Source organism: Nonomuraea sp. NPDC005983 (genome assembly GCF_040614375.1).
Classification (GTDB): Bacteria; Actinomycetota; Actinomycetes; order Streptosporangiales; family Streptosporangiaceae; genus Nonomuraea.
Map to the genome: position 1 here is coordinate 23,488 of NZ_JBEXUP010000058.1, position 20,880 is coordinate 44,367.

General features: G+C 70.6%; 21 protein-coding genes. 12 read left to right on the forward strand and 9 right to left on the reverse strand.

What is annotated here, in order from left to right:
• Positions 1–91: 91 nt before the first annotated feature.
• Positions 92–1,078, reverse strand: coding sequence for a pirin family protein (locus tag ABZ297_RS24550; protein ID WP_355350393.1), 987 nt, complete (start codon positions 1,076–1,078; stop codon positions 92–94).
• A 343-nt stretch (positions 1,079–1,421) separates the two neighbouring features.
• Here ABZ297_RS24550 and ABZ297_RS24555 point away from each other — a divergent pair, with 343 nt between their 5' ends.
• From ABZ297_RS24555 to ABZ297_RS24570, 4 genes are all read left to right on the forward strand, one after another.
• On the forward strand, positions 1,422–2,099 hold the full coding sequence (locus ABZ297_RS24555) for a VWA domain-containing protein (protein WP_355350395.1): 678 nt from the start codon (positions 1,422–1,424) through the stop codon (positions 2,097–2,099).
• 29 nt (positions 2,100–2,128) lie between these two features.
• Positions 2,129–3,028 (forward strand): protein phosphatase 2C domain-containing protein, encoded by a 900-nt coding sequence (locus ABZ297_RS24560; RefSeq protein WP_355350397.1) that lies wholly within the window; start codon positions 2,129–2,131, stop codon positions 3,026–3,028.
• On the forward strand, positions 3,025–4,725 hold the full coding sequence (locus ABZ297_RS24565; protein WP_355350399.1) for a hypothetical protein: 1,701 nt from the start codon (positions 3,025–3,027) through the stop codon (positions 4,723–4,725). The genes ABZ297_RS24560 and ABZ297_RS24565 overlap by 4 nt, the downstream gene beginning before the upstream one ends.
• A 254-nt stretch (positions 4,726–4,979) precedes the next feature.
• Positions 4,980–5,636 (forward strand): CBS domain-containing protein, encoded by a 657-nt coding sequence (locus tag ABZ297_RS24570; protein WP_355350401.1) that lies wholly within the window; start codon positions 4,980–4,982, stop codon positions 5,634–5,636.
• 4 nt (positions 5,637–5,640) lie between these two features.
• Here the strand turns inward: ABZ297_RS24570 and sulP are convergent, their stop codons facing one another.
• Entirely contained in the window at positions 5,641–7,293 is a 1,653-nt protein-coding gene (gene sulP / locus ABZ297_RS24575) for a sulfate permease (RefSeq protein WP_355350403.1), read from the reverse strand.
• 304 nt (positions 7,294–7,597) lie between these two features.
• Here sulP and ABZ297_RS24580 point away from each other — a divergent pair, with 304 nt between their 5' ends.
• Together ABZ297_RS24580 and ABZ297_RS24585 are read left to right on the forward strand one after the other, a co-directional pair.
• The gene (locus ABZ297_RS24580; RefSeq protein WP_355350405.1) at positions 7,598–8,581 is read left to right on the forward strand and encodes a hypothetical protein; all 984 of its coding nucleotides are present in this window, start codon (positions 7,598–7,600) and stop codon (positions 8,579–8,581) included.
• A 135-nt stretch (positions 8,582–8,716) separates the two neighbouring features.
• On the forward strand, positions 8,717–10,396 hold the full coding sequence (locus ABZ297_RS24585; protein WP_355350407.1) for a GAF domain-containing protein: 1,680 nt from the start codon (positions 8,717–8,719) through the stop codon (positions 10,394–10,396).
• On the opposite strand, the gene ABZ297_RS24590 is transcribed toward ABZ297_RS24585, so the two are convergent.
• On the reverse strand, positions 10,344–10,793 hold the full coding sequence (locus ABZ297_RS24590; RefSeq protein WP_355350409.1) for a pyridoxamine 5'-phosphate oxidase family protein: 450 nt from the start codon (positions 10,791–10,793) through the stop codon (positions 10,344–10,346). The two genes, ABZ297_RS24585 and ABZ297_RS24590, sit on opposite strands and share 53 nt — an antisense overlap.
• Positions 10,794–11,001: 208 nt before the next feature.
• Between ABZ297_RS24590 and ABZ297_RS24595 the strand changes: the two genes are divergently transcribed.
• From ABZ297_RS24595 to ABZ297_RS24610, 4 genes are all read left to right on the forward strand, one after another.
• Positions 11,002–11,859, forward strand: coding sequence for a universal stress protein (locus ABZ297_RS24595; RefSeq protein ID WP_355350411.1), 858 nt, complete (start codon positions 11,002–11,004; stop codon positions 11,857–11,859).
• 374 nt (positions 11,860–12,233) lie between these two features.
• Complete coding sequence (locus ABZ297_RS24600) at positions 12,234–12,440, forward strand: DUF1918 domain-containing protein (RefSeq protein WP_350811651.1); 207 nt, start codon at positions 12,234–12,236, stop codon at positions 12,438–12,440.
• A gap of 92 nt (positions 12,441–12,532) precedes the next feature.
• Positions 12,533–12,784, forward strand: coding sequence for a dsRBD fold-containing protein (locus ABZ297_RS24605; RefSeq protein ID WP_350811650.1), 252 nt, complete (start codon positions 12,533–12,535; stop codon positions 12,782–12,784).
• A 60-nt stretch (positions 12,785–12,844) separates the two neighbouring features.
• Complete coding sequence (locus tag ABZ297_RS24610; RefSeq protein WP_355350414.1) at positions 12,845–14,338, forward strand: AAA family ATPase; 1,494 nt, start codon at positions 12,845–12,847, stop codon at positions 14,336–14,338.
• Between the two features lie 52 nt (positions 14,339–14,390).
• Here the strand turns inward: ABZ297_RS24610 and ABZ297_RS24615 are convergent, their stop codons facing one another.
• From ABZ297_RS24615 to ABZ297_RS24625, 3 genes are all read right to left on the reverse strand, one after another.
• Positions 14,391–15,257: a universal stress protein gene (locus tag ABZ297_RS24615; RefSeq protein ID WP_355350416.1), complete on the reverse strand. Its 867-nt coding sequence runs from the start codon at positions 15,255–15,257 to the stop codon at positions 14,391–14,393.
• Positions 15,258–15,560: 303 nt separating this feature from the next.
• Complete coding sequence (locus tag ABZ297_RS24620) at positions 15,561–16,121, reverse strand: ATP-binding protein (protein WP_355350418.1); 561 nt, start codon at positions 16,119–16,121, stop codon at positions 15,561–15,563.
• A complete protein-coding gene (locus tag ABZ297_RS24625; RefSeq protein ID WP_355350420.1) occupies positions 16,118–16,312 on the reverse strand; it encodes a DUF5999 family protein in 195 nt (64 codons plus the stop codon). Before ABZ297_RS24625 ends, ABZ297_RS24620 begins: the two co-directional genes overlap by 4 nt.
• Before the next feature lie 135 nt (positions 16,313–16,447).
• Between ABZ297_RS24625 and ABZ297_RS24630 the strand changes: the two genes are divergently transcribed.
• Positions 16,448–16,678, forward strand: a complete 231-nt coding sequence (locus ABZ297_RS24630) for a hypothetical protein (protein WP_355350422.1) — start codon at positions 16,448–16,450, stop codon at positions 16,676–16,678.
• A 640-nt stretch (positions 16,679–17,318) separates the two neighbouring features.
• Here the strand turns inward: ABZ297_RS24630 and ABZ297_RS24635 are convergent.
• Together ABZ297_RS24635 and ABZ297_RS24640 are read right to left on the reverse strand one after the other, a co-directional pair.
• Positions 17,319–18,050, reverse strand: coding sequence for an HAD family hydrolase (locus ABZ297_RS24635; RefSeq protein WP_355350424.1), 732 nt, complete (start codon positions 18,048–18,050; stop codon positions 17,319–17,321).
• A gap of 201 nt (positions 18,051–18,251) precedes the next feature.
• Positions 18,252–18,926 (reverse strand): TetR/AcrR family transcriptional regulator, encoded by a 675-nt coding sequence (locus ABZ297_RS24640; protein WP_355350426.1) that lies wholly within the window; start codon positions 18,924–18,926, stop codon positions 18,252–18,254.
• Between ABZ297_RS24640 and ABZ297_RS24645 the strand changes: the two genes are divergently transcribed.
• The gene (locus ABZ297_RS24645) at positions 18,866–19,255 is read left to right on the forward strand and encodes an SDR family oxidoreductase (protein WP_355350450.1); all 390 of its coding nucleotides are present in this window, start codon (positions 18,866–18,868) and stop codon (positions 19,253–19,255) included. The two genes, ABZ297_RS24640 and ABZ297_RS24645, sit on opposite strands and share 61 nt — an antisense overlap.
• A gap of 1,212 nt (positions 19,256–20,467) precedes the next feature.
• On the opposite strand, the gene ABZ297_RS24650 is transcribed toward ABZ297_RS24645, so the two are convergent.
• Positions 20,468–20,875: a MerR family transcriptional regulator gene (locus tag ABZ297_RS24650; protein WP_355350428.1), complete on the reverse strand. Its 408-nt coding sequence runs from the start codon at positions 20,873–20,875 to the stop codon at positions 20,468–20,470.
• Positions 20,876–20,880: the final 5 nt, after the last annotated feature.

A 20,880-nucleotide genomic window follows, 5' to 3' on the forward strand; every position in this document is an offset into this window, starting at 1 on the left:
CTCGCGCCGGCCGCGACCGTGACGCCAGAGGATGGCGGTCAGCGGGCGGCCCCGGCGCGGCGCGGGAGCACCGCGCCAGGGGCGCCGTCGTTCAGCCCGACTGCTCCTGCCCGCCGGTGTGCGGCATCCGGGCGGCGGGGACAACGCCCAGGCGGCCGGCCTGGTAGTCCTCCATCGCCTGCAGGATCTCGGCGCGGGTGTTCATCACGAAGGGGCCGTAGTGCGCGACGGGCTCGCGGATCGGCTGCCCGCCGAGCAGGAGCACCTCCAGGTTCGGCTCGGCCTGCGGCTGGCGCGGGTCCGCGGCCAGCGTGAGCGCTCCGCCGGGGCCGAAGGCGGCCAGCTGCCCCTTGCGGATCGGCGTGCGCCCGGTGCCCGCCGAGCCCTGGCCGGCCAGCACGTAGGCCAGCGCGTTGAAGCCGGGGTTCCATGGCACGTCCAGCCTCGCGCCCGGGGTGATGGTGGCGTGCACCATGGTGATCGGGGTGAACGTGATCCCGGGCCCTTGGTGGCCGTCCAGCTCGCCGGCGATCACGCGCAGCAGCGCGCCGCCGTCGGCCGAGGAGAGCAGCCTGGCCTCGCCGCCGCGGATGTCCTGGTAGCGCGGCGGGTGGAACTTGTGCGCCCGCGGCAGGTTGACCCACAGCTGGATCCCGTGGAACAGCCCGCCCGACACCACCAGGTGCTCCGGCGGCTTCTCGATGTGCAGCAGCCCGGAGCCGGCGGTCATCCACTGGGTGTCGCCGTCGGTGATCGTGCCGCCGCCGCCGTTGGAGTCCTGGTGGTCGAAGATCCCGTCGATGATGTAGGTGACGGTCTCGAAGCCGCGGTGCGGATGCCAGGGCGTGCCCTTGGGTTCGCCGGGCGCGTACTCGACCTCACCCATCTGGTCCATGTGGATGAACGGGTCCAGGTCGGCGAAGGAGACCCCGGCGAAGGCGCGCCGTACGGGGAACCCCTCGCCCTCGAAGTCGCTGGGCGCGGTGGTCACCGAGCGGACCGGGCGCTGGACGGCCGCGGCGGGGTCGGGCACGACGACGCGCGGAAGCGTCAGCGTGTCGGCGGTGATGGCGGGCATGGCCCCTCCAAGCTGTTGAAAGTTAAACAGTTGACTTGGGGAACAGCTCAGGCGCGAGAGAAATTCCGGAACCGGTCACGCGAGGATGCGTAGCGGGTTCTCCAGGAGGTCGAGGAAGGCGCGCATCCATTCGCGGCGGAAGGACCGGCTCCTCGCCGGTGACGTGGTCGGTGTTTGCGCTAACAACGCGTCAGGTCGATAAGCCTGGACAACATCTCAGAAACGGGACACCAGCGCGCGCTCCCAGAGGCGACAAATCCTGGTTTTCATGTCTTTGATCTTCAAGGCGGGAACGCTAGGGTCTCCCTGTTAAGGGCAGAGCCGAAGGGGCGGTGGGGGCGCGATGGCCGAGACGAGGGGGGTGCTGCTGCCCGCGTATGTGGTGGCGGACGAGTCGGCGTCGATGGGCCCGTATTACCAGGACCTGTCTGGGGGGCTGGCGGCGCTGTGCAACGGGTTACGCGCGGAGCCGATGATCGCGGCGAAGGTGCGGCTGGCGATCCTCGGGTTCTCCGACGACGTGCAGCTGCGGCAGGGGCTGAGCGATATGCGGATGGTCGAGAGGCTGCCGCAGCTCGCGGTCCGCGGGGCGACGAACTACGGCGCGGCCTTCGCCGACCTGTTGCAGCGCATTCCCCACGACGTGCAGATGCTCAAGAACGACGGCTACAAGGTGCACCGCCCGGTGGCGTTCTTCCTGAGCGACGGCCAGCCCACGGACGGCCGGCACTGGCACGGCCCGCACCAGATGCTCGTCGACCGAAACACGCTGCCGTTCGCGCCCAACATCATCGCCTGCGGGATCGGGTCGGCGCGGGCCGACACGATGCTGCAGGTGGCAACCCGCCAGGAGTTCGCCTTCGTCGCGCTGCCCAGCGCCGACATCGGCAGAGCGATCGCGGAGTTCTTCCACGCGCTGACAGCGAGCCTGGTCGCGTCCGGCCGGGCCATGGCCGACGGCAACCCGCAGCTCATCGTGAACCGGCCGGACCAGTTCCGGCTGGCGATCGACGAGGTCTGACGCCGGCGCGAGCTCAGGAGGTCGGGGACGTGCAGCGCATACGGCGGCAGGCCGATGGGATCCAGGCGTGGCAACGCGTCGTCATCGACATTCCCGGCCCGGAGTTCGAGCCGACACCTCCGCGCGTGCTGGGAGGCACGTGCCCCGACTCCGAATGTGACGGGTGGTCCACCGCGGAGGTGACGCTTCGATCGGCTTCCCTGCGGGGAGAACGGCACCGCTACTACCGCCAGCCCCGGCAGGACGCCACCTGTGCCGTGGTCCACGAGGGGACGGGCACCGTGATGTTCGCCGTGGCCGACGGAGTGTCCAGCGCCACCGCCGCGACGGTCGGCGCGGCCGAGGCGTGCCGCGCAGCGGTCTGGGCCATCCACGCGCAGCTCGACGAGGGCCGTCCAGGCCACGATTTTCCGGCAGCCGTCGGGTACACGGTCGAAACACTGCACCGGCAGGCGGCGGCGATGCTGCAGCAGGAGCCGGACCTGGCACAGGTGGAGGAGCTCGTCGCCACCACTCTCGTGGCGGGTACGGCTCGCCCCGGCGCGGAAGGCATCGAGATCTCCCTGTTCCGGGTCGGTGACTCAGGCGCCTGGGTGCTCGACCTGGCCCGGCCCCGGTTCCATCCCCTGTTCGGCTCGAAGACCGAGGGGGACGTGGTCGCCACCTCGGTCACGGCCCTCCCCAGGGTGCCGCGGAAGCTGGAGCAGTGGTTCGGGAAGCTGGTGCCCGGCCAGGTCCTGCTGGTGGGGACCGACGGGTTCGGCGATCCGCTCGGCGACGGCGACGGCCGGGTCGGCGCGCTGTTCGCCGAGCACCTGGCCGTGCCTCCGTCCCCTCTGTGGCTGGCCCACCTGCTCGACTTCTCCCGGGAGACGTTCGACGACGACAGGACCTTGCTGGCCCTCTGGCCGCGGAGCGAGGCCCGATGAGCCGGACGGACCGCGCCGCTCTCACTCTCGGACGGCGCCTCGGCCAAGGTGGCCAGGGGACGGTCCACGAAGTACTCGGCCGCAAGATCAACGGCCAGTGGGACGTCGCCTACAAGGAGTACGAACCCGACGTCCTGCGCCACCTCGACGTCGCCGCCCTCACCGCCATGACGGACCTGATCGGCCGGCTCCCGGGCTGGGACGCGGCGTGGTTGTGCGACAAGACTGCCTGGCCCGCCGGGCTCGTTGAGTCGGATGGTGCCGTCACCGGTTTCCTGATGCGCTCTGTGCCCCACAGGTTCTCCTTCGACCTGCGGACCCTGTCGGGCACCGTACGGAAACTGACGACGATGGAGTTTCTGCTCAACGATGACGCGTACGTCGGCCAGATCGGCCTGCGGGTCAGCGACCGCGACCGCCTGCTGCTGCTCGCCGACCTGGCCGACACGCTCGCCCGCCTGCACTCGATGGACATCGTCGTGGGCGACCTGTCGCCCAAGAACCTGCTGTTCGCCACGGAGGCCTCTCCGGAGTGCTTCCTCATCGACTGCGACGCGATGCGGCTGGGCGGAGCGGAGGCCCTGCCTCAGGTGGAAACGCCTGACTGGCAGATCCCCGCCGACGAGCAGAAGGGCACACCGCAGAGCGACGCCTACAAGTTCGCGCTGCTGGCCATCCGCGTCTTCGCCCGCGACCAGGCCTCCACAGATCTCGGCCGACTGGCCGCCGTCAGCCCCGCACTGGCCGACCTCGCGGCGGCAGGGCTCCACCAGCCCCCATTCCAGCGGCCCGTTCCCGCGCAGTGGGGCGCGCAGTTGAGGCAGGCCGCCCTGTCAGCCTCCACCACGCCCACCGTCGTACCGCCCCCTCCTCCCAGCCCTCGCCCCCCGGCGCCTTCCGCCGTCCCCTCGTTACCACCGGTTCACAGCCCCACCCGGTCGAAGAAGATCGGCCTCGGTGTCGGCGCGGGACTGATCGGTCTGGTGCTCGCCGCGGTGGCCGTGAACTCCTCGGTCAAGGGCTCGGACGAGGGGAGCTCGGACGTCTCGTCCTCCAGCACGCCGTACGCCGTCGCCCAGCCCTCCTCCACCTACTCCCCTGACCCGGCGCCGTCGGAGGAGCCGTCCTCGGAGCCGTTCGACCCCGCCGACCTCGACGACAAGGACACCGACTCGACCCCGGTCACCGTGGGGGCCCTGCTCCCGGAGTCGTTCACGTCCGCGAAGGGTGTGCGCTACAACCTGAAGGGGAGTGGGGTGGACAAGTGCCCGGGTTCGTACCACGACAGCAATGTCCGCACCGTCCTCCGAAAAGCGCGCTGCAGCAAGATGGTCACGGGTGCCTATGTCAACCCGAACGCGCCGGCAGGCAGGCGGATCATGGTGTCCGTGTGGGTCGTTCCGCTGGAGAATGCGGACAGGGCCGAGACCGCGTCCTCAAGGCTCGACAACGCCCATTCGGAGGACTGGGGCATCGTGTGTCCCAGAAAGGGCCCAGGATCCGGCCTCTGTGACTCGGGCACCTGGACCAGCGCAGAGACGTACGGGTGGACCTGGGCCACGCACCGATATCTGATCACTACCATGGCCATCTACACGAATCGCGCCTCTGCCTCCAGCGCGAAGTCGTGGGTCAAAGACGCCTCCAGGGCGGCAGTCGACGCGGCCGGGCCCATGGTCTATCACGACGGAGACTGACAGCCGTCGCGCGGCTCCGCGTGCTCCGCGGCCAGTTAGGGGCGCACGTCGGCGAGGAGCCCCTGAGAGTAGGTGTCCGGATGTTTCCTTCTGTGACACGACATCTCTGGTGAGGTGCGGCGATGGCCGCCGTTCGTGCCGGGCACGGTGGCGGGCACAGCGGCGGGACCTAAGACTCCCTGACCTGGGACGTTCGCCGCTGCCGGGCCTGCCGCGCACAGGAGAGCGTGATAGCTGGAAGCGAGGTGACATCGATGACGATCGAGGTCAAGGACATCATGGGGCGCGTCGCCATCGCGGTGCTGCAGGAGGCGTCGTTCACGGAGATCGTGGACGCGATGAAGCGCTACGCCGTCGGCGCCGTCACCGTGATCGACGCCGAGCGGCGCCCCGTGGGCGTGGTGTCGGAGGACGACCTGCTGCTCAAGGAGGTGGACACCGCCCGGCACAGCGTCTCGATCTACGAGTCGCGCAAGCAGCGCGAGGAGCACGAGAAGGCGGCGGGCGTGACGGCGGCGCAGCTGATGACCTCCCCGGCGATCACGGTGACCCCGGAGATGGCCGTGCGCGACGCGGCCAGGATGATGCGCGACAAGCACATCAAGCAGCTGCCCGTGGTCGACCCGGTCACCGGGCACGTGATCGGCACCCTGCACCAGCAGGACGTGCTGCGCGTCTTCACCCGCCCGATCGCCGAGATCGAGGCGGAGATCGCCGATCTGGTCGGCGAGCCCGCGGCGTTCTCGATCAAGATCGAAGGCGGCATCGTCACCATCGGCGGCAAGGTCGAGCGCAAGTCGCAGGTCATCGCCCTGGTGGAGCGGATCCGCGCGGTGGAGGGCGTCGTGGACGTCGTCTCCGACCTGACCTACGACAAGGAGGACATCCTCATCGTCCCGCCGCTGCTGTAGGCGGTCACGACGACGCCTTCGACCGCTCGTAGGCGGCCACGGCGGTCGGCAGCGTGGGGAAGAGGAGGTCCTCGCCGATGGCCTCGGTCAGGCCGAACGCGTCGAGCGAGGTGCGCAGGTCCTGCTTGACCCTGGCCATGGCGAACACGATGCCGCGGCGGGCCAGCTCGGCGCGGAGCGACTCGACGGCGTCCAGCGCGGTGATGTCCACTTCCACGTTGGCCTCGGCGTTGAGGACGAACCACGACACCGGCTCTTTCTGCTGGTCGACGGCCGCCAGGGCGCGGCGCAGGAAGTTCTGCGCGTTGGCGAAGAACAGCGGGGAGTCGTAGCGGTAGACGACCAGCCCGGGAACGGTGCGCGCCTGCGGGTAGTCGTCGACGTCGTGCATTCCGGCCAGACCCGGCACGATGCCCAGGATCGCGTCGTGCGGCCTGGCGACCCGGGCCAGCATCTCCACGACGGACAGGCCGACCGCGAGCAGCACCCCGTACAGGATGTCGAAGGCCAGCACCCCGGCGAGCGCGGCCAGCGCGAGCAGCAGCTCGCTGCGCCGGAAGGACGCCAGCCGGCGGAACGCGGTCACGTCGATCAGCTGGATGGCGGCGAAGACGACCAGGGCCCCGAGCGCGGCGGTGGGGAAGTCGGCCAGCAGCGGGCCGGCGAACAGCAGCACCGCCACCACCCCGGCCAGGCAGACCAGGGAGTACAGCTGGGTGCGGGCGCCGGCCGCGTCGGCGAGCGCGGCGCGGCTGCCGCTGCTGCTCACCGGGAACCCCTGGAACAGGCCCGCGCCCACGTTGGCCGCGCCGAGAGCGAGCAGTTCCTGGTTGGCGTCGATGGTCTGGCTGTGCTTGGCGGCGAACGCGCGGGCGGTGAGCATGTTGTCGGTGTAGCCGACCAGGAGCACGCCGAGGGCGGGCAGCAGCAGGTTCCGCAGGTCGGCGAGCGCGGGCAGGGCGGGCGCGGGCAGGCCGCTGGGGACGGGGCCGACCACCTTGATCCCGTACCTCTCCAGCCCGAACAGCGTCACGCAGGCGGTGGCCAGGAGGACGGCGAGCAGCGGGGCGGGGAACCGCGGCAGCCGCCACTGGGCGAGGAACAGCAGTGCCAGCACCGCGGCCGAGAGCAGCACCGTCCACAGGTGGACGCCGGACAGCCCGCGGACGAAGGAGGCCAGCTCGGCGCCGACCCCCTCACCGGACACCGGTACCCCGGTGATCTTGCCGAGCTGACCGACGATCATGATCACGGCCACCCCCGCCAGGTAGCCCACCAGGATGGGCCTCGACAGCAGGTCGGCGACGAAGCCCAGCCTGAGCAGCCGGCAGAGCAGGCAGAGCAGGCCCACGACGACGGCGAGCCCGGCCGCGAGCGCCGCGTACCTGTGCGGGGCGCCCGCCGCGAGCGGCCCGACCACGACCGCGGTCATCAGCGCGGTCGTCGACTCGGGCCCGACGGACAGCTGGCGCGAGGAGCCGAGCACGGGGTACAGCGCCAGCGGCATCAGCACCGCCCACAGGCCCGTCACCGGCGGCAGCCCCGCCACCGTGGCGTACGCCATGACCTGCGGAACCAGGTAGGCCGCCACGGTGAGGCCGGCGAGCACGTCACCGCGCAGCCAGGCCCGCCGGTATCGGGTCAGGTGCTGGACCATGCCGTAAGTCTCTCAGCACGCCCCGGTCCGGCGCCGGTCCGGCCTTCTCCCGCCGACGCCGTCCGCGGGCCGCCGGGCGGCCTCTGGCCGTTGGGCCCGCGTCGTCGGGACGTCCGGCCTTCTCCGGCTCGGCGAGGCGCGCGCCGACGACGCCCGGTGCTCACCTCACAGCTCGGCGGGTATGGACCGGTGTAGTGCCGAACGTTCGCCGGATGAGGGCCGACGCCCTGTCAGGTCGGGACCTTCGACTCTCGCCCGCGCCCCTCCGCCGTGATGCGCTGGCCTCATCAGCAGGAGGGAAGCCATGACCACCGGTGGGACGCAGGACGCGGAGCATGCGATCAAGGCGTCGCTGGAGGCCGCCCGCTGGGCGCCGTCCGTCCACAACAGCCAGCCCTGGTCGTTCGCGGTGTCCGGCGAGGAGATCAGCCTGCGCGCCGATCCCGACAGGAAGCTACGGGTGAGCGACAGCGCGGGCAGGGAGTTGCTGATCAGCTGCGGGGCGGCGCTGTTCAACATCCGGACGGCACTGCGCAGCGAGGGGTACGAGCCGGTGGTGCGCGTCCTGCCGGACCCGGACCGGCCGTCGCTGCTGGCCACGGTCAGGCTCGCGCCCGCTCCGGCGGTCGACGACCAGGCGCGGGTGCTGGCCAGGGAGTTCGAGCGCAGGCGCACCCACCGGGCGGGTTTCGCGAACCTGCCCGTTCCCGCGGCCCTGATCGCGTCGCTGGCCAGGCACGCCGCCGAGGAGGGGGCCGAGCTGACCGTGATCGCCTCGTCGGAGGCGGTGCGGGTGCTGGCGGCGCTGACCCAGGCGGCGCAGGTGGTGCAGTCCCAGGACCGGCGCTTCTCGCTGGACGTGATCCGGTGGGCGCGCCCACCGGGCAGCACGCGTGCGGACGGCGTGCCGGCGGGCGCCTACCCGCGTAAGGAGGCGGCGGGCGATCCCGAGTTCCCGCAGCGTGACTACGCCTGGCGGCACGACTGGGGCGGCCCGGCGCAGGGCGGGCCGACCACCACGGGGCTGGTGGCGTTGCTGACCACGGGCGGTGACGAGCGGGCGGAGTGGATCGCGGCCGGGCAGGCGTTGCAGAGCGTGCTGTTGCGCGCCGCCGCGCACGGTGTCAGCGCGGCCTTCCACACTCAGGCGCTGGAGATGTTCCACCTGCGGGAGTTCCTGCGCCAGGAGCTGTGCTCGGGCCGCTACCCGCAGATGATCATGCGGTTGGGCGTCGCCCTGGACGACAAGGAAGCCGTGCGCAGGCCGCTGGGAGACATGCTTGAGTGAACGGCGCATCTCCTGCGAATTCCCCCAAAATCACCACAATCCCGGCAAACACTTACATAAGTAAAGAATTCCCTCCCCTGCCTCGTGTGTCCGTAGCACTGCTCCGGTGGGAGACTGACTCGTATGACGCAAGGCATGCAGCGTGCGTTGATGCCGCAGATGCGGCTTGACGAGTTGCTGGCGGAGCTGCAGGTCAGGCTGAACGCCGTCCTGGCCACCCGCGACCGCGTGCACGCCCTGCTGGAGGCCGTGGTCCTGGTCGGCAGCGACCTCGACCTCGAGACCGTGCTGCGCCGCATCGTGGAGACGGCGACCAAGCTGGTCGACGCCAGCTACGGCGCCCTCGGCGTCGTCGGGCATGAGCAGACGCTGATCCAGTTCATCCCGGTCGGGCTGACCGAGGAGGAGATCGCCGGGATCGAGCACTGGCCGCACGGGCTGGGCCTGCTGGGCCTGCTGATCAAGGACGCCCGGCCGCTGCGGCTGGGCCGCATCTGCGACCATCCGGAGTCGTACGGCTTCCCGCCCGGGCATCCGCCGATGCGCACCTTCCTCGGAGTGCCGGTACGCGTGCGTGACGAGGTGTTCGGCAACCTGTACCTGACGGAGAAGCGCGGCGGCGGCGAGTTCGACGAGGAGGACGAGGCGATCGTCATCGCGCTGGCCGCGGCCGCGGGCGTCGCCGTGGAGAACGCCCGCCTGTACGAGGAGACCCGGCGGCGCGAGACCTGGCTGCAGGCGTCGTCCGAGGTGACCACCAGCCTGCTGTCGGGGGCCGACCCCCGCGAGGTGCTGACCATGCTGGCGACCCGCGCCCGGCAGATGAGCGACGCCGACCTGGTCAAGATCCTGCTACCGGACGAGTCCGGGCGGTCCCTGGCCGTGCAGTACGTCGACGGCGAGCACGCCGAGCAGGTGGCGGACATCACCTTCGACCTGGAGGCCACCCCGGCCGGCCAGGTGTTCACCGAGGGGCGGACCCAGGCCTCGGGCGGCCTGCTCGACGACGTCAACTCGCCGCTGCGCGACCTGGGCTTCGGCCCCGAGCTGCTGATGCCCCTGGGCGTGGGGAAGGCCGTGCGCGGGGTGGTCGCGCTGGCCAAGCGGTCGGGGCGGCTGCCGTTCAGCGCGGCCGACCTGCGGATGCTGGAGGCGTTCGCCGGCCAGGCCGCGATCGCGCTGGAGCTGGCCGAGGCCCGCCGCGACGCCGAGCGGCTGAGCCTGCTGGAAGATCGAGACCGCATCGCCAAGGACCTGCACGACGTGGTCATCCAGCGGCTGTTCGCCATCGCCATGACGCTGATGAGCACGGTACGGCTGGTGGACCGCCCGGAGGGGGCGGGCAGGCTGCAGCACGCCATCGACGAGCTGGACGAGACCATCCGGCAGATCCGCTCGACCATCTTCGCCTTGCAGAGCGCGCACGAGGCCGGCGGTCCCACCCTGCGCGCGCGGATCGTGGAGCTGGTCGAGGCCGCCCGCGGCCATCTGGGGTTCATGCCGGGGCTGCGGATGGAGGGCCAGGTCGACCACCGGGTGCCCGAGCCGGTCGCCGAGCACGTGCTGGCGGTGCTGCGCGAGGCGCTGTCGAACGTGGTCCGCCACGCCAGGGCGTCCAGGGCCGACGTGTCGGTGGAGGTGGCGGGCGACCAGCTCACGCTGACCGTGCGCGACAACGGCGTCGGGATGCCGGCCGAGGGCCGCCGCAGCGGGCTGCGCAACCTGGAGGAACGCGCGGTGGGGCTGGGCGGCTCGTTCGAGCTCACGACTCCGGGAGGGGGTGGCACTCTGCTGAGCTGGAAGGTTCCCTTGTGATCCTGCGGCCGGTGACCTGCTCGGTCTCGACCGTGATGTAGTGGGCGCGCGCGCCGGGCGCCCATGGAGTCAACGGCAGCGAGTTCAGCCGGGCGATCTCGTGGGGTTCGTGCACGGCCCTGGCGCGTCCGACGGCGGTGACCGACCAGCCGGTGCGCGTGTCGAGGTCGAAGCTGTCGGCTTCGAAGGCCACCACGGCGTGCCGGGTGGCGGCCGCCAGCTTGGAGCCCGTCGCAGTACGGATCACGATCGTCTCCCCGTCGAGGCAGAAGGTGACCGGCTGCACCGCGGGCAGCGCGTGGTCGGTGAAGACGATCCGCCCTATGGGGGTGGCGGACAGCAGGCCAAGGCACTCCTGCCGGGAGAGCACCTGAAGTCCTGACGAATCGAGTTGCATACCGTCCAGGATCAGCGGCGGACGCCGCCGGGCATTAGAGGCGAAGGTCCTCTGATTCCCGCCGATCTGCCCGCGCTCCCGGCGGCCGGACGACCCGGCCGGGCCCGCGCGGCACACCAGAGGCGGAGGTCCTTGCAGTGCGGGACCTTCGTCGCTAGGCCGCCGCTCGCGCCCGGAGCTGTGATGAAGGAGAGACCGGGGAGGAAACATGATCACCGTTGGTGTCGACGGCTCGCGAGCCGGGCTGGAAGCCGTGGGCTGGGCCGCCAGGGAGGCGGTGCTGCGCGAGGTCCCGCTGACCATCGTGCACGCCATGCCGCGCTGGGCCTGCCAGAGCGAGAGCGAGGGCGGCCACTACGCCGAGGTGGGCCGGTGGATCCGCGACGGCGGCCGGACGGTGCTGGCCGCGGCCGAGGAGCGGGCACACCGCGAGCAGCCGAAGATCGAGGTGACGACCGCGTTCCTGCCCGGCGATCCCCGCACCGCGCTGATCAGCGCCGCCGAGGACGCCGAACTGCTCGTCATAGGCAGCCACGGCCTGGGCTGCGTGCGCGGGCTGCTCGTCGGGTCGGTGGCGTACGGGGTGGCGGGGCACGCGGCCTGCGACGTCGTCCTGGTGCGGGAGCTGCCCTCGTTGCCCCGGGGTGAGGTGGTGGTCGGCGTCGACGGGTCTCCGGCGTCCCGCCGGGTGCTGGACTTCGCCTTCGCCGAGGCGGAGCTGCGCGGCGCCGACCTGCGCGCCGCGCACGCCTGGGCCTGGCCGCAGCTGGGCGGGTTCGAGCCGGCGGATCCCGACAGTGAGCGCAACGAGCTGCTTGTGCTGAAGGAGACGCTGGCAGGCCACCGCGAGCGCCACCCGGACGTCACGGTGGTGGAGGAGGTCGTGCACGGGCACCCGGTCGAGGTGCTGAGGCAGGCCGCCACCGGGGCCGACCTGCTCGTGGTCGGCTCGCACGGGCACGGCACCTTCGCCGGCCTGGTCATCGGCTCGGTCAGCCAGGCCATGCTGCACCAGTCCCCGTGCCCGCTCGCCGTGGTCCGCCGCAGGCAGGACAGCGAGGCGTGAACCGGCTTCGCCGGGATCTCCTGCCCCGGATGTGACGTCCGACGGGCCGGCCATCTCGCCGCCCGGCCGTACCTGAGGCCCGGCGAGGAAGCAGACGACGACCATCCGCTGATCCTCCACCGTGTCCGCGTGCCCCGAGTACAAGGTCACCGCCGTGCGACCGACCGCGGACCCAGGGTGACAGGACTCGGACCAGATTGGACAATGGAGATGACGGGGTGATCGACCGATCACATTGAGTACCGCCAGAACGGGTACCACCAGAACCGACATAACGCGAAGCGCCCGCCGCCCGCCCGCGACGGTGGCAGGGGCCCGTGGTGACCATCACGGGCCCGCCGTTCGCCGGGCCGCCGGGCAGCTCAGGGGGATCCATGAAGGCAGAAGTCGGAGACACGATCATCGTTGAGCGCGTGCATCTGGGCGAGCCACGCCGGGTCGGCGTCATCGTCGAGTTGCGCAACGCGGACGGCTCGCCGCCCTACGTCGTGCGCTGGCACGACGAGGGGCACGAGACGCTGGTGTTCCCGGGGCCCGACGCCCACGTCGAGCACCATCACGCCACACCCGAATGGCGGTGACGCGCCGGGAGGCGCGGCATCACGGGGGGCGTGGCTCGCGCGTCCGGCGGGAGGGCCGGACGCGCCGCACCCATTCGAGGGGAGGCTCCGTGATGGAGACCAAGCGATGGAGCATACAGATCGACATCACCGAAGACCGCGACGTCACCTCGGCCCGCGCGGTCCTGTCCACCGGGGGAATCGACGACCACATGGCCGGCATCGGCCGGGCCCGCCGCAACCCGATCGACCGGCCCGTACCCGACATCGGTGACGAGCTCGCGGTCGCCAGGGCACTGGCCGACCTGGCCGACCGGTTGCACGACGCGACCACCCAGGACATCGCCGAGTGCCTGGGCCGCTGACCGGCGCGGACGGGGGCGACACCCGGCGGCCGTCGAGCGCGGGGAACGGAGGCGGCGCCGATGACGCCCTGGACGCAGATCAAGGAGACACACGCCGCCGTCGTGGTGTTCCTCGGCGATCACGTCGTCAAGCTCAAGAAGCCGGTGAGCCTCGGCTTCCTGGACTTCGCCGCCCGTGAGGCCCGCGAGGCCGCCTGCCACGAGGAGGTGAAGCTGAACCGGCGGCTGGCGCCCGACGTGTACGAGGGCGTGGCCGACGTGCTCGGCCCCGACGGCAGGCCGTGCGAGCACCTCGTCGTGATGCGGCGCATGCCCGAGGAGCGCCGGCTCGCCACGATGGTCCGGGCCGGCGAGGCGGTGGAGGAGCACCTGCGCCGGATCGCCCGGCTGGTCGCGAGCCTGCACGCCCGCGCCCGGCGCGGCCCGCTGATCGACCGGCAGGGCGGGCGGGAGGCGCTGCGGTCGCGGTGGAGCGCGAGCTTCGAGCACGTCCGAGCCCTGCTGGCAGCGCCGATCGACGCCCGGACGGAGGCCGAGATCGAACGGCTGACATGGCGCTTCCTCGACGGCCGCCAGGCCCTCTTCGAGGCCCGCGTCGAGGAGGGCCGCATCGTCGACGGCCACGGGGACCTGCTCGCCGACGACATCTTCTGCCTGGACGACGGCCCGCGCATCCTCGACTGCCTGGAGTTCGACGAGCGGCTCCGCTTCCTCGACGGCCTCGACGACGCCGCCTTCCTGGCGATGGACCTGGAACGGCTGGGCGCCCCGAGGCTGTCCGAGCTGTTCCTGCACTGGTACGCCGAGTTCTCCGGCGACCCGTCCCCGCCCTCGCTGTGGCATCACTACGTCGCCTACCGGGCGTTCGTCCGGGCCAAGGTCGCCTGCGTCCGGCACGGGCAGGGCGACTCCCACGCGGCGGCGCAGGCCCGCGACCTCGCCGACCTGGCGCTGCGGCACCTGCAGGCCGGTGCGGTCACGCTGATCCTCGTCGGCGGCACGCCGGGAACCGGGAAGTCCACCCTGGCCGCCGCCCTCGCCGACCGGTTCGGGTACACGCTGCTGAGCAGCGACCACGTGCGCAAGGAGCTCGCCGGCACCGCCGCCCTCCAACCGGCGCCCGCCCCGTACGGTGAGGGGATCTACACCGAGGAGTGGACCGAGCGCACCTACGCCGAGCTGCTGTCGAGAGCCGGGAGGCTGCTCCAGTACGGGGAGCCCGTCATCCTCGACGCGTCCTGGATCCACGCCGCGCACCGGGCGGACGCCGAGCGGGTCGCCGAGCGGACCTGCAGCGACCTGCTGGCGCTGCGCTGCACCACGCTGCCGCAGGTGGCCGCCGCCCGCATCGCCGGCCGCACCGGCGGGGCCTCGGACGCGGACAAGGCGATCGCCACGACGATGGCGGAGGTGATGGCGCCCTGGCCGGAGGCCACCGAGATCGACACCAGCGCGTCGGCCGAGCAGGCGCTCGACCGGGCGCTGAAGGCGATCAGCGCCCGCGCGTTCACCGTCCCGTGGCGCTTCCGGCAGCCCCTTATGGAGCCCGACTGACGGGCCTTGCCGACGGGTTTCGGCTGATGGGCCCGGTTGATGGGGCTCTGCGTCACTGCCGTTGCGGTTTCGGCACCACGGCGACCGGGCAGTGCGCGTGGTGCAGCACGCCGCGGCTGACGGACCCGAGCGCGGTGGCACCGAGCCCTCCCAGGTCGCGCGAGCCGACCACCACCAGGTCCGCCTGCGTCGAGGCGTCGCAGATCGCCGCGACCGGGTGATCACAGACCGCCGTGATGATCGTCGGCACGTGGGGGTAGCGATCGTTCCAGGCCCGCAGCCGCTCCTCGACCGCGCGCTTCCCGGTCGCGAAGAGGTCGTCGAAGTACGCGCAGTACCCGCTGGCGTACGGCGACAGGATGGCGGCCTGCCAGGCGTACACCACCTGCAGCCGCGCTGTTCGCCGCTCGGCCTCCGCGAAGGCGTACTCGAGGGCGCCTTCGGAGTGCGCGGCGCCGTCGAAGCCGACGACGATCTGCCCCTGAACGGTGTCCTGGCCCCCGCGGACCACCACGACGGGGCAGGCCACGTGCCCGGCGAGCCCGATGCTCACCGAGCCCATCAGCATGCCGGCGAACCCGCCCACGCCCCGGCTGCCGACGACGATCTGGAGCGCGTCGTCGGACTCCTTGATGAGGATGCCGATGATCCGTCCCGACAGCAGGACCGTCGTCACCTCGGTCGCGGGCGCCTGGGCGCGGGCGACCTCGGCGGCGGCGTCCAGGATGCCCTCGCTGTAGCGCGCGATCCCCTCAGGAGCCTCGGGGACGGGCTGGTAGGGGAGGTCGTGGCCCCACGGCTCGAACACGTGGACGATGCGCAGCGCGGCTCCCCGGCGGGTGGCGTCCTCGGCGGCCCATTTGACCGCGATCGTCGCCGGGCGCGAGCCGTCCGTGCCTACGGTGACGTGTTCAGACATCTGAGATCCCCCCAACCTAGGTTCCGCCTGTCCGTGGACCGGCCCCAGGGGGTTCACTACCCACGGGTGCGCGCCCTGTACGTCCGGGTTCTGTCCGCGAGCCGGCCGTGGGGGGCCGAGGGGGGCGCCGTCGGCCGTCGCGTGTGGTGGCCGCGACGGCTCCGGCGCCCCCCGGGGGACGTGGGGGAGCTCAGAACGGCAGCGGCCGGCCTGACGGGCTTCGCAGGTCCAGGTCGCCGCCTGTGGTCGCGTGCCGGCGTTTGCGGATCCGGATCTGGCGCATCGTCGATGGCTCCTGCCGGCTCAGCAGTGGGTGTGCTGGTGGTCGCTGTCGGTGGGGAGCTCGAACCAGACGGTCTTCCCGTCGCGCCTGCGGTCGCAACCCCAGCAGCAGGCCAGCAGGTCGAGCATGGCCAGCCCACGGCCGTGCTCGTCGTCGTTGGTGGCGTGGCACAGGTGGGGCAGCGTGGGGTCGGAGTCCTCGACCTCGCAGCGCAGCAGGCCGTCGGAGGCGAACAGGGTGAGCCGGTACGGTTCGTGCGCGTGGCACAACGCGTTGGTGACCAGCTCGCTGACCAGCAGTTCGACGACGTCGCCCGACTCGTCGAGCCCCCAGGACGACAGCCTGGCCCTGGCGAGGTGCCGGGCCCGGGGCACCGACGACATCCTGGCCGGAAGCGACCAGGAGGCGGCCTGCACGTCCGGCTTCCGGGTGATGCCGGTGGCGAGGTCCTTCAGATGCTGGACGCCGGCCTTGACCAGGTCCAGGAGGCATCGGCCGTGCCCTGGTGCGGCGGAGTCCCGCCAGTCGCCCTGGCGGGGTGCGAGGTAGTCCATGGCGATGGAACCAGGGTACGGGTTCATGCTGCACGTCCGAGATGGGTGCGATGGGCGGGAACAGTGCGCCCATCGGGCAGAAGCCCACCGGTGTCCTCGAAGATCACCACGCCGTTGCAGAGCAGGCCCCATCCCTGTTCCGGGTGGAAGGTCACCAGGCAGGCCGCGTCGTGGTCGGAGGCGTATGCGGACGGGCACTGAGGCTGGTGCCGGCACATGGTTCGCTCCTCTGTCTTCGCTGGTCACGACGTTTCTTGCGACGTCTTCCAGCATCGCCGGGGGAGGAGCGTCGGGGGACGGGATAAACGCCCGCATAGGTACCCGTTCCTACCTACGTAGGTAATTTCCCGGCGTTGTTAATCTACAACGTAAAGGCGCTCGTACGAATCGAGCGGTGGCTGTCGGCCCTGATGCTGGACGCCTCCAACGGCGATCCCGAGCAGATCTCGTGGACGAACTACGGCAACGACCTCGCCGAATACTCCGGCGATCTCACCGACGCCGCCGACGGCGCGACGGAGTTCATCAACATCCGCCCCGCCCAGGGGACCCGGTCGATCATGATCCCGCAGGTCAACTATTGATCTTGGGGTTGGGGTGGGTGCGCAGCCTCCAGACCTCGCTCACCTCAATCTCCTGTCAACCGGCTGTCAATTCGAGCGGGCCACAGTCAGGGCCATGAAGACGATTCTCGCCGCCCTCCTGCGAGTTACCGGTCTCGGCGCCACCGGCTGCGCCGGCTCGCCCCTGGGCTGCTTCCAGCAGCAGGGCCGCTAATGGGGCCACTCGAACGCCCTCTGGCCAGGCCGTAGCAGGTAGCAGCCCACCGGTGGCCAACGCCCCCAACCCCGCCAGCAGAGGTTGGGGGTGCGGACGCCGTGGACCTCAGCCCACGGGCTGACTGACGATCTCGGACGGCAACGGCTCCCAGCGCGCTGCGGGGAGCCGTTGCCGTGTCAATAAGCGATACCGCAGCTCAACGGCGTGACGTCGGCGCCGAGCTCGTTGCCAGAGAGGCCTCCGCAGCCGCCATGGTGCAGAGCTCCGCCGCAGGTCAACGCAGTGGCGCGCCCGCGGAGACGCGCGGGTCCGCTATTGACAGCCCTCAACAATGCGATCGGGAACAGATCAGCCGACTCCACCAGGCCGAGAGAGGTATCTCCAAAGGCCATCGAGGAGAAGACCGAACTCCTCGCCCTCGAACGAGAGGTTCGTGAGAGCCGGTCAGGCGTTCGTGTGTGATAGGTGGTCGGGGAGGTCGATGAGCCGTTCGATGCGGAGTACCGCCTCGTTTGCCGTCGGCGATGGTCCACCGGTGATGAAGTCGATGCCGCGGTCCAGCCAGATGCCGGTGAGCCCGGCGAGGGCGGCCGCGTTCACGTCGCTTTCCAGCATGTCGCCCACGTTGACCGCCTGCGCGGGGTCCGTCCGCATCCACCGGCAGGCGGTGGCGTAGGCCACGGGCTTGGCCGCACCGAGCTCGGTCGGGGTCAGGACGGCTTCGAAGTATTCCAGGAGGCCGAAGCGGGCGAGCTTGGCGCGCTGCTGCTCGGGGTCCCCGTTGGTGAGAACGGCCAGACGCGGTCCTCGGGGAAGCCGTTTCAGGTTCTCCAGGCAGGGCTGGACATCGGGATAGCACCGCCAGGACTCCTCGAACACGGTGAGGTAGCGCTCGGCGATCCAGGCGTCCAGAAGGTCGGGACTTTCCGGAACCGGCTCGCCGAGCATGGGCAGGAAGGAGCGGAGCCTGCGTCGGTGGTGTTCAGCGAAGGAGCACTGACCGGCCAGGTATTCCCGCATGTGGCGCCCCTCCAGCGTCCACCACAACGTCACCAGCTCCTCCGGTGGTGCCGTCGCGTTCGGCGCGGCCTGAACGATCTGGCCGATCGCTTCCCAGACCGCGCTTCGATGATCGACCAGGGTGCCGTCCAGATCGAAGAAAACCGTATCCGCCATAGGCGGATCATCTCGCGGCGCCTGTCCCTGACGCACGAGGGATCGCAGTACCTTGGCGCCCGGCCTGGCGGACCACGCCACCTGAGGTGCTCAGTCACAGCCCGCGCTGGGAGGGTGTCGGGATGAGTACTCCGAATGATCACGCAGTGGCTGTCGCCATGTGACCTCGATCCCTCAAGATCGCCAAGTGTCACCGGAGCATTAGCCGAGCAGCTTCTCGAGTCCGCCCAGCAGGCAACGCAGCCCGAACTCCAAGGGCTCGTCCGCCGCCTTGGCATATCCGCCCCCCTGGATGGCCGCGACCACCGCCGGAAAGCGATCAGCGTGCCGGCTCAGCCGTTCTCCGACGGCGGCCGACCACTCGTCGACCCGTAGCTTGTCCGCGCCCGCGGTGTACTGTGCGACGCTGCGAACGTGCCCCACGACGAGCAGGAACGCGTCGTGCTGCTCCACCGGGGTGAAACCGGCCGCCGCCAGGACCGTGAGCGCTGCGTCCATCCATCCGAGCTCGTTCGGACCCATGACACGGTGCCCGCTCGTCGCCTCCAGGAGCCAGGGACGCCGTGTGAAGATCCGCAGGCACTGCCGAGACCATTCAGCCAGCCGGTCACGCCATCCGCCCGGCAGCGCATCCAGATCGGGCCGCTCGCCGATGGCCATGTCCACCATGAGGGCGACCAGCTCGGCTTTGCCCGGCACGTACCGGTACAGCGACATGGTGGTGAAGCCGAACGTCGCCGCGATGCGCTGCATGGACACGGCCCCAAGGCCCTCGGCGTCGGCGATCTCGACGGCCGTCCGGGTGATCTGGTCGACTGACAGGCTGGGTTTCGGACCGCGGCTGGGCCTGTCCGCCGTGCCCCACAAGAGATCCATGCTGCGGACGAGGTCGCCAAGAACTCGCCTACTCGATGGCCAAGGGCGCCATCAACGTGCTTTGCAGGACGCTGGCCCACACGGTCGGCGCGCGGGGCATCACGGTCAACGCCGTGGCGCCCGGCGTCACCGACACTGATGCCAACGTCTGGATCCACTCCAGCCCGGAGATGGAAGCCCTCACGGCGACCGCCTCCGCCCTGAACCGCATCGGCCAGCCGTCCGACATCGCCGACATCGTGGCCTTCCTCGCCTCCGACGACGCCCGCTGGATCACCGGCGACGTGATCGACGCCACCGGCGGCACCTTCCTCGGCCCTCGCATCTAATCTTCCAGTGACATTCTTTCCGGCGGTGCCGGTGCACTGGCGCTGCACCCGGCATAGCCGCCATCGTTCTTGATGAACCCCGGTCTCGTCCGGCCCGTGATCCGGCTCATCAGCTTGTTGAAGGGGGACGCCAGCCGTCAGGGGCAACGGTTTGGCTCGCGGCCATCACGCGATCTTCAGATGTCTTCACAAACTCCGCATGATCACGTGGTGGCCATCTTCATGTGCCCTGGGCCGGGAAGATCGCGAAGTCTCACTGGAGTATTAGACGCTTTCCCGACAGGCCGCTCACCGGGCCCCCTCAAGGCCGTCGACGCTGCTCACCGACGTGCTTCGCGCGGCTGGCCCCGGTGACCATCGGGTTCGCGGTGCAGGGCGTGGCCCGCGCCCGGCGGTGGGCCGGGCGCCGTACCGAAGGGCAGCGCTGGCGGCTGATGCCGCCTCCGTTGCCGCTCGCTGACGCGTTCGCCCAGCGGGCTGATGCGGCGTGGCGAGTAGTTGGTCGCAGTTGACGCAACGGCCGACGTGAGGCGGGCCGACGAAGGTCGTGTCGGTTACGGGAGGCCGCGGGATCCCATCGAGGGGCGTGGCAGTCACTGCGGAATCCTTTCGCTGTGATGGGCGGGGGCGTGCGGGCGAGGGGGGCGGGCGAGGAATCGCCGCCGGCGCCGACTGGTCGCAGCTGCTCGCCAGCAGGCTCCGGCCGGTGATGGCGAGCAGCGCGACCAGGATGGTCTGGGCGACGCGGCGGTGGGCGAGCCGGTTCTTCGGGGCACCAAGGTCGAGGTCGTGGCCCTTGAGACGGCCGTTCAGCCCTTCCGTCATGGCCCCGGCGGTGGAGTATGTCCCTCGCCAGGAGGAGCTGAGGTAGGGCAGGTCCTGGCGGAACTTGTCGAGGTCGCCGGGGGTGCAGGGTGATGGTGTGCTGGTGGCAGATCTTCGGCAGTTCGCCGGAGGCAGCCAGGGCGCTCAGAAGCCGAGCATTCGGGCTGCGCCCCACCCACTCCGGAGTTTGGAAAGGTTTGTCGACCAGTGAGAATGCTTCTACCACTGGTTGCATCTGCATTGGGAGATCCCCGTCCGGGTGGCACATTCACGCCATGCAGCCCTGCGACTCCGCACTGTAAACGGCAAAGCACTGGCAGTCACTACCGCCTGGAAGATCCTTGCGAACGAGTCCCTGGGTTACTGGCCGAAGTCCCAACGGATGGCTCAGGCGGGGACCGACTCCTGGTCAGCATCGTCAAAGGGGGGATAGCTCTCGCTGGCCATTCGTTCGGCCGCATCAATGTAGTCGGCAAGGGCGTCGCGGGATTGGGCGAGCCTATCTATCTGATCGTCCAGTCGCTGCAGCCGTGACCGCATCGCGGCCAGCAACTCGGGACACCCAAGCAGCTCCGGGGTCTCTCCGACCGCACAGGGCAGCAGGTACGCGATGTCCTCAGAGGACAATCCGGCACCAAGCAGGTGCCGGATCTGCTTCACCCGCAGCACGGCCTTCTCGTCGTACTCGCGGTAGCCGTTCGCGCCGCGTTCAGCCTCCAGCAGGCCCTGAGCTTCGTAGTAGCGCAACTGATGGGCGTTCACACCCGTCCGACGACTCAATTCCCCGATCAGCATCGAAA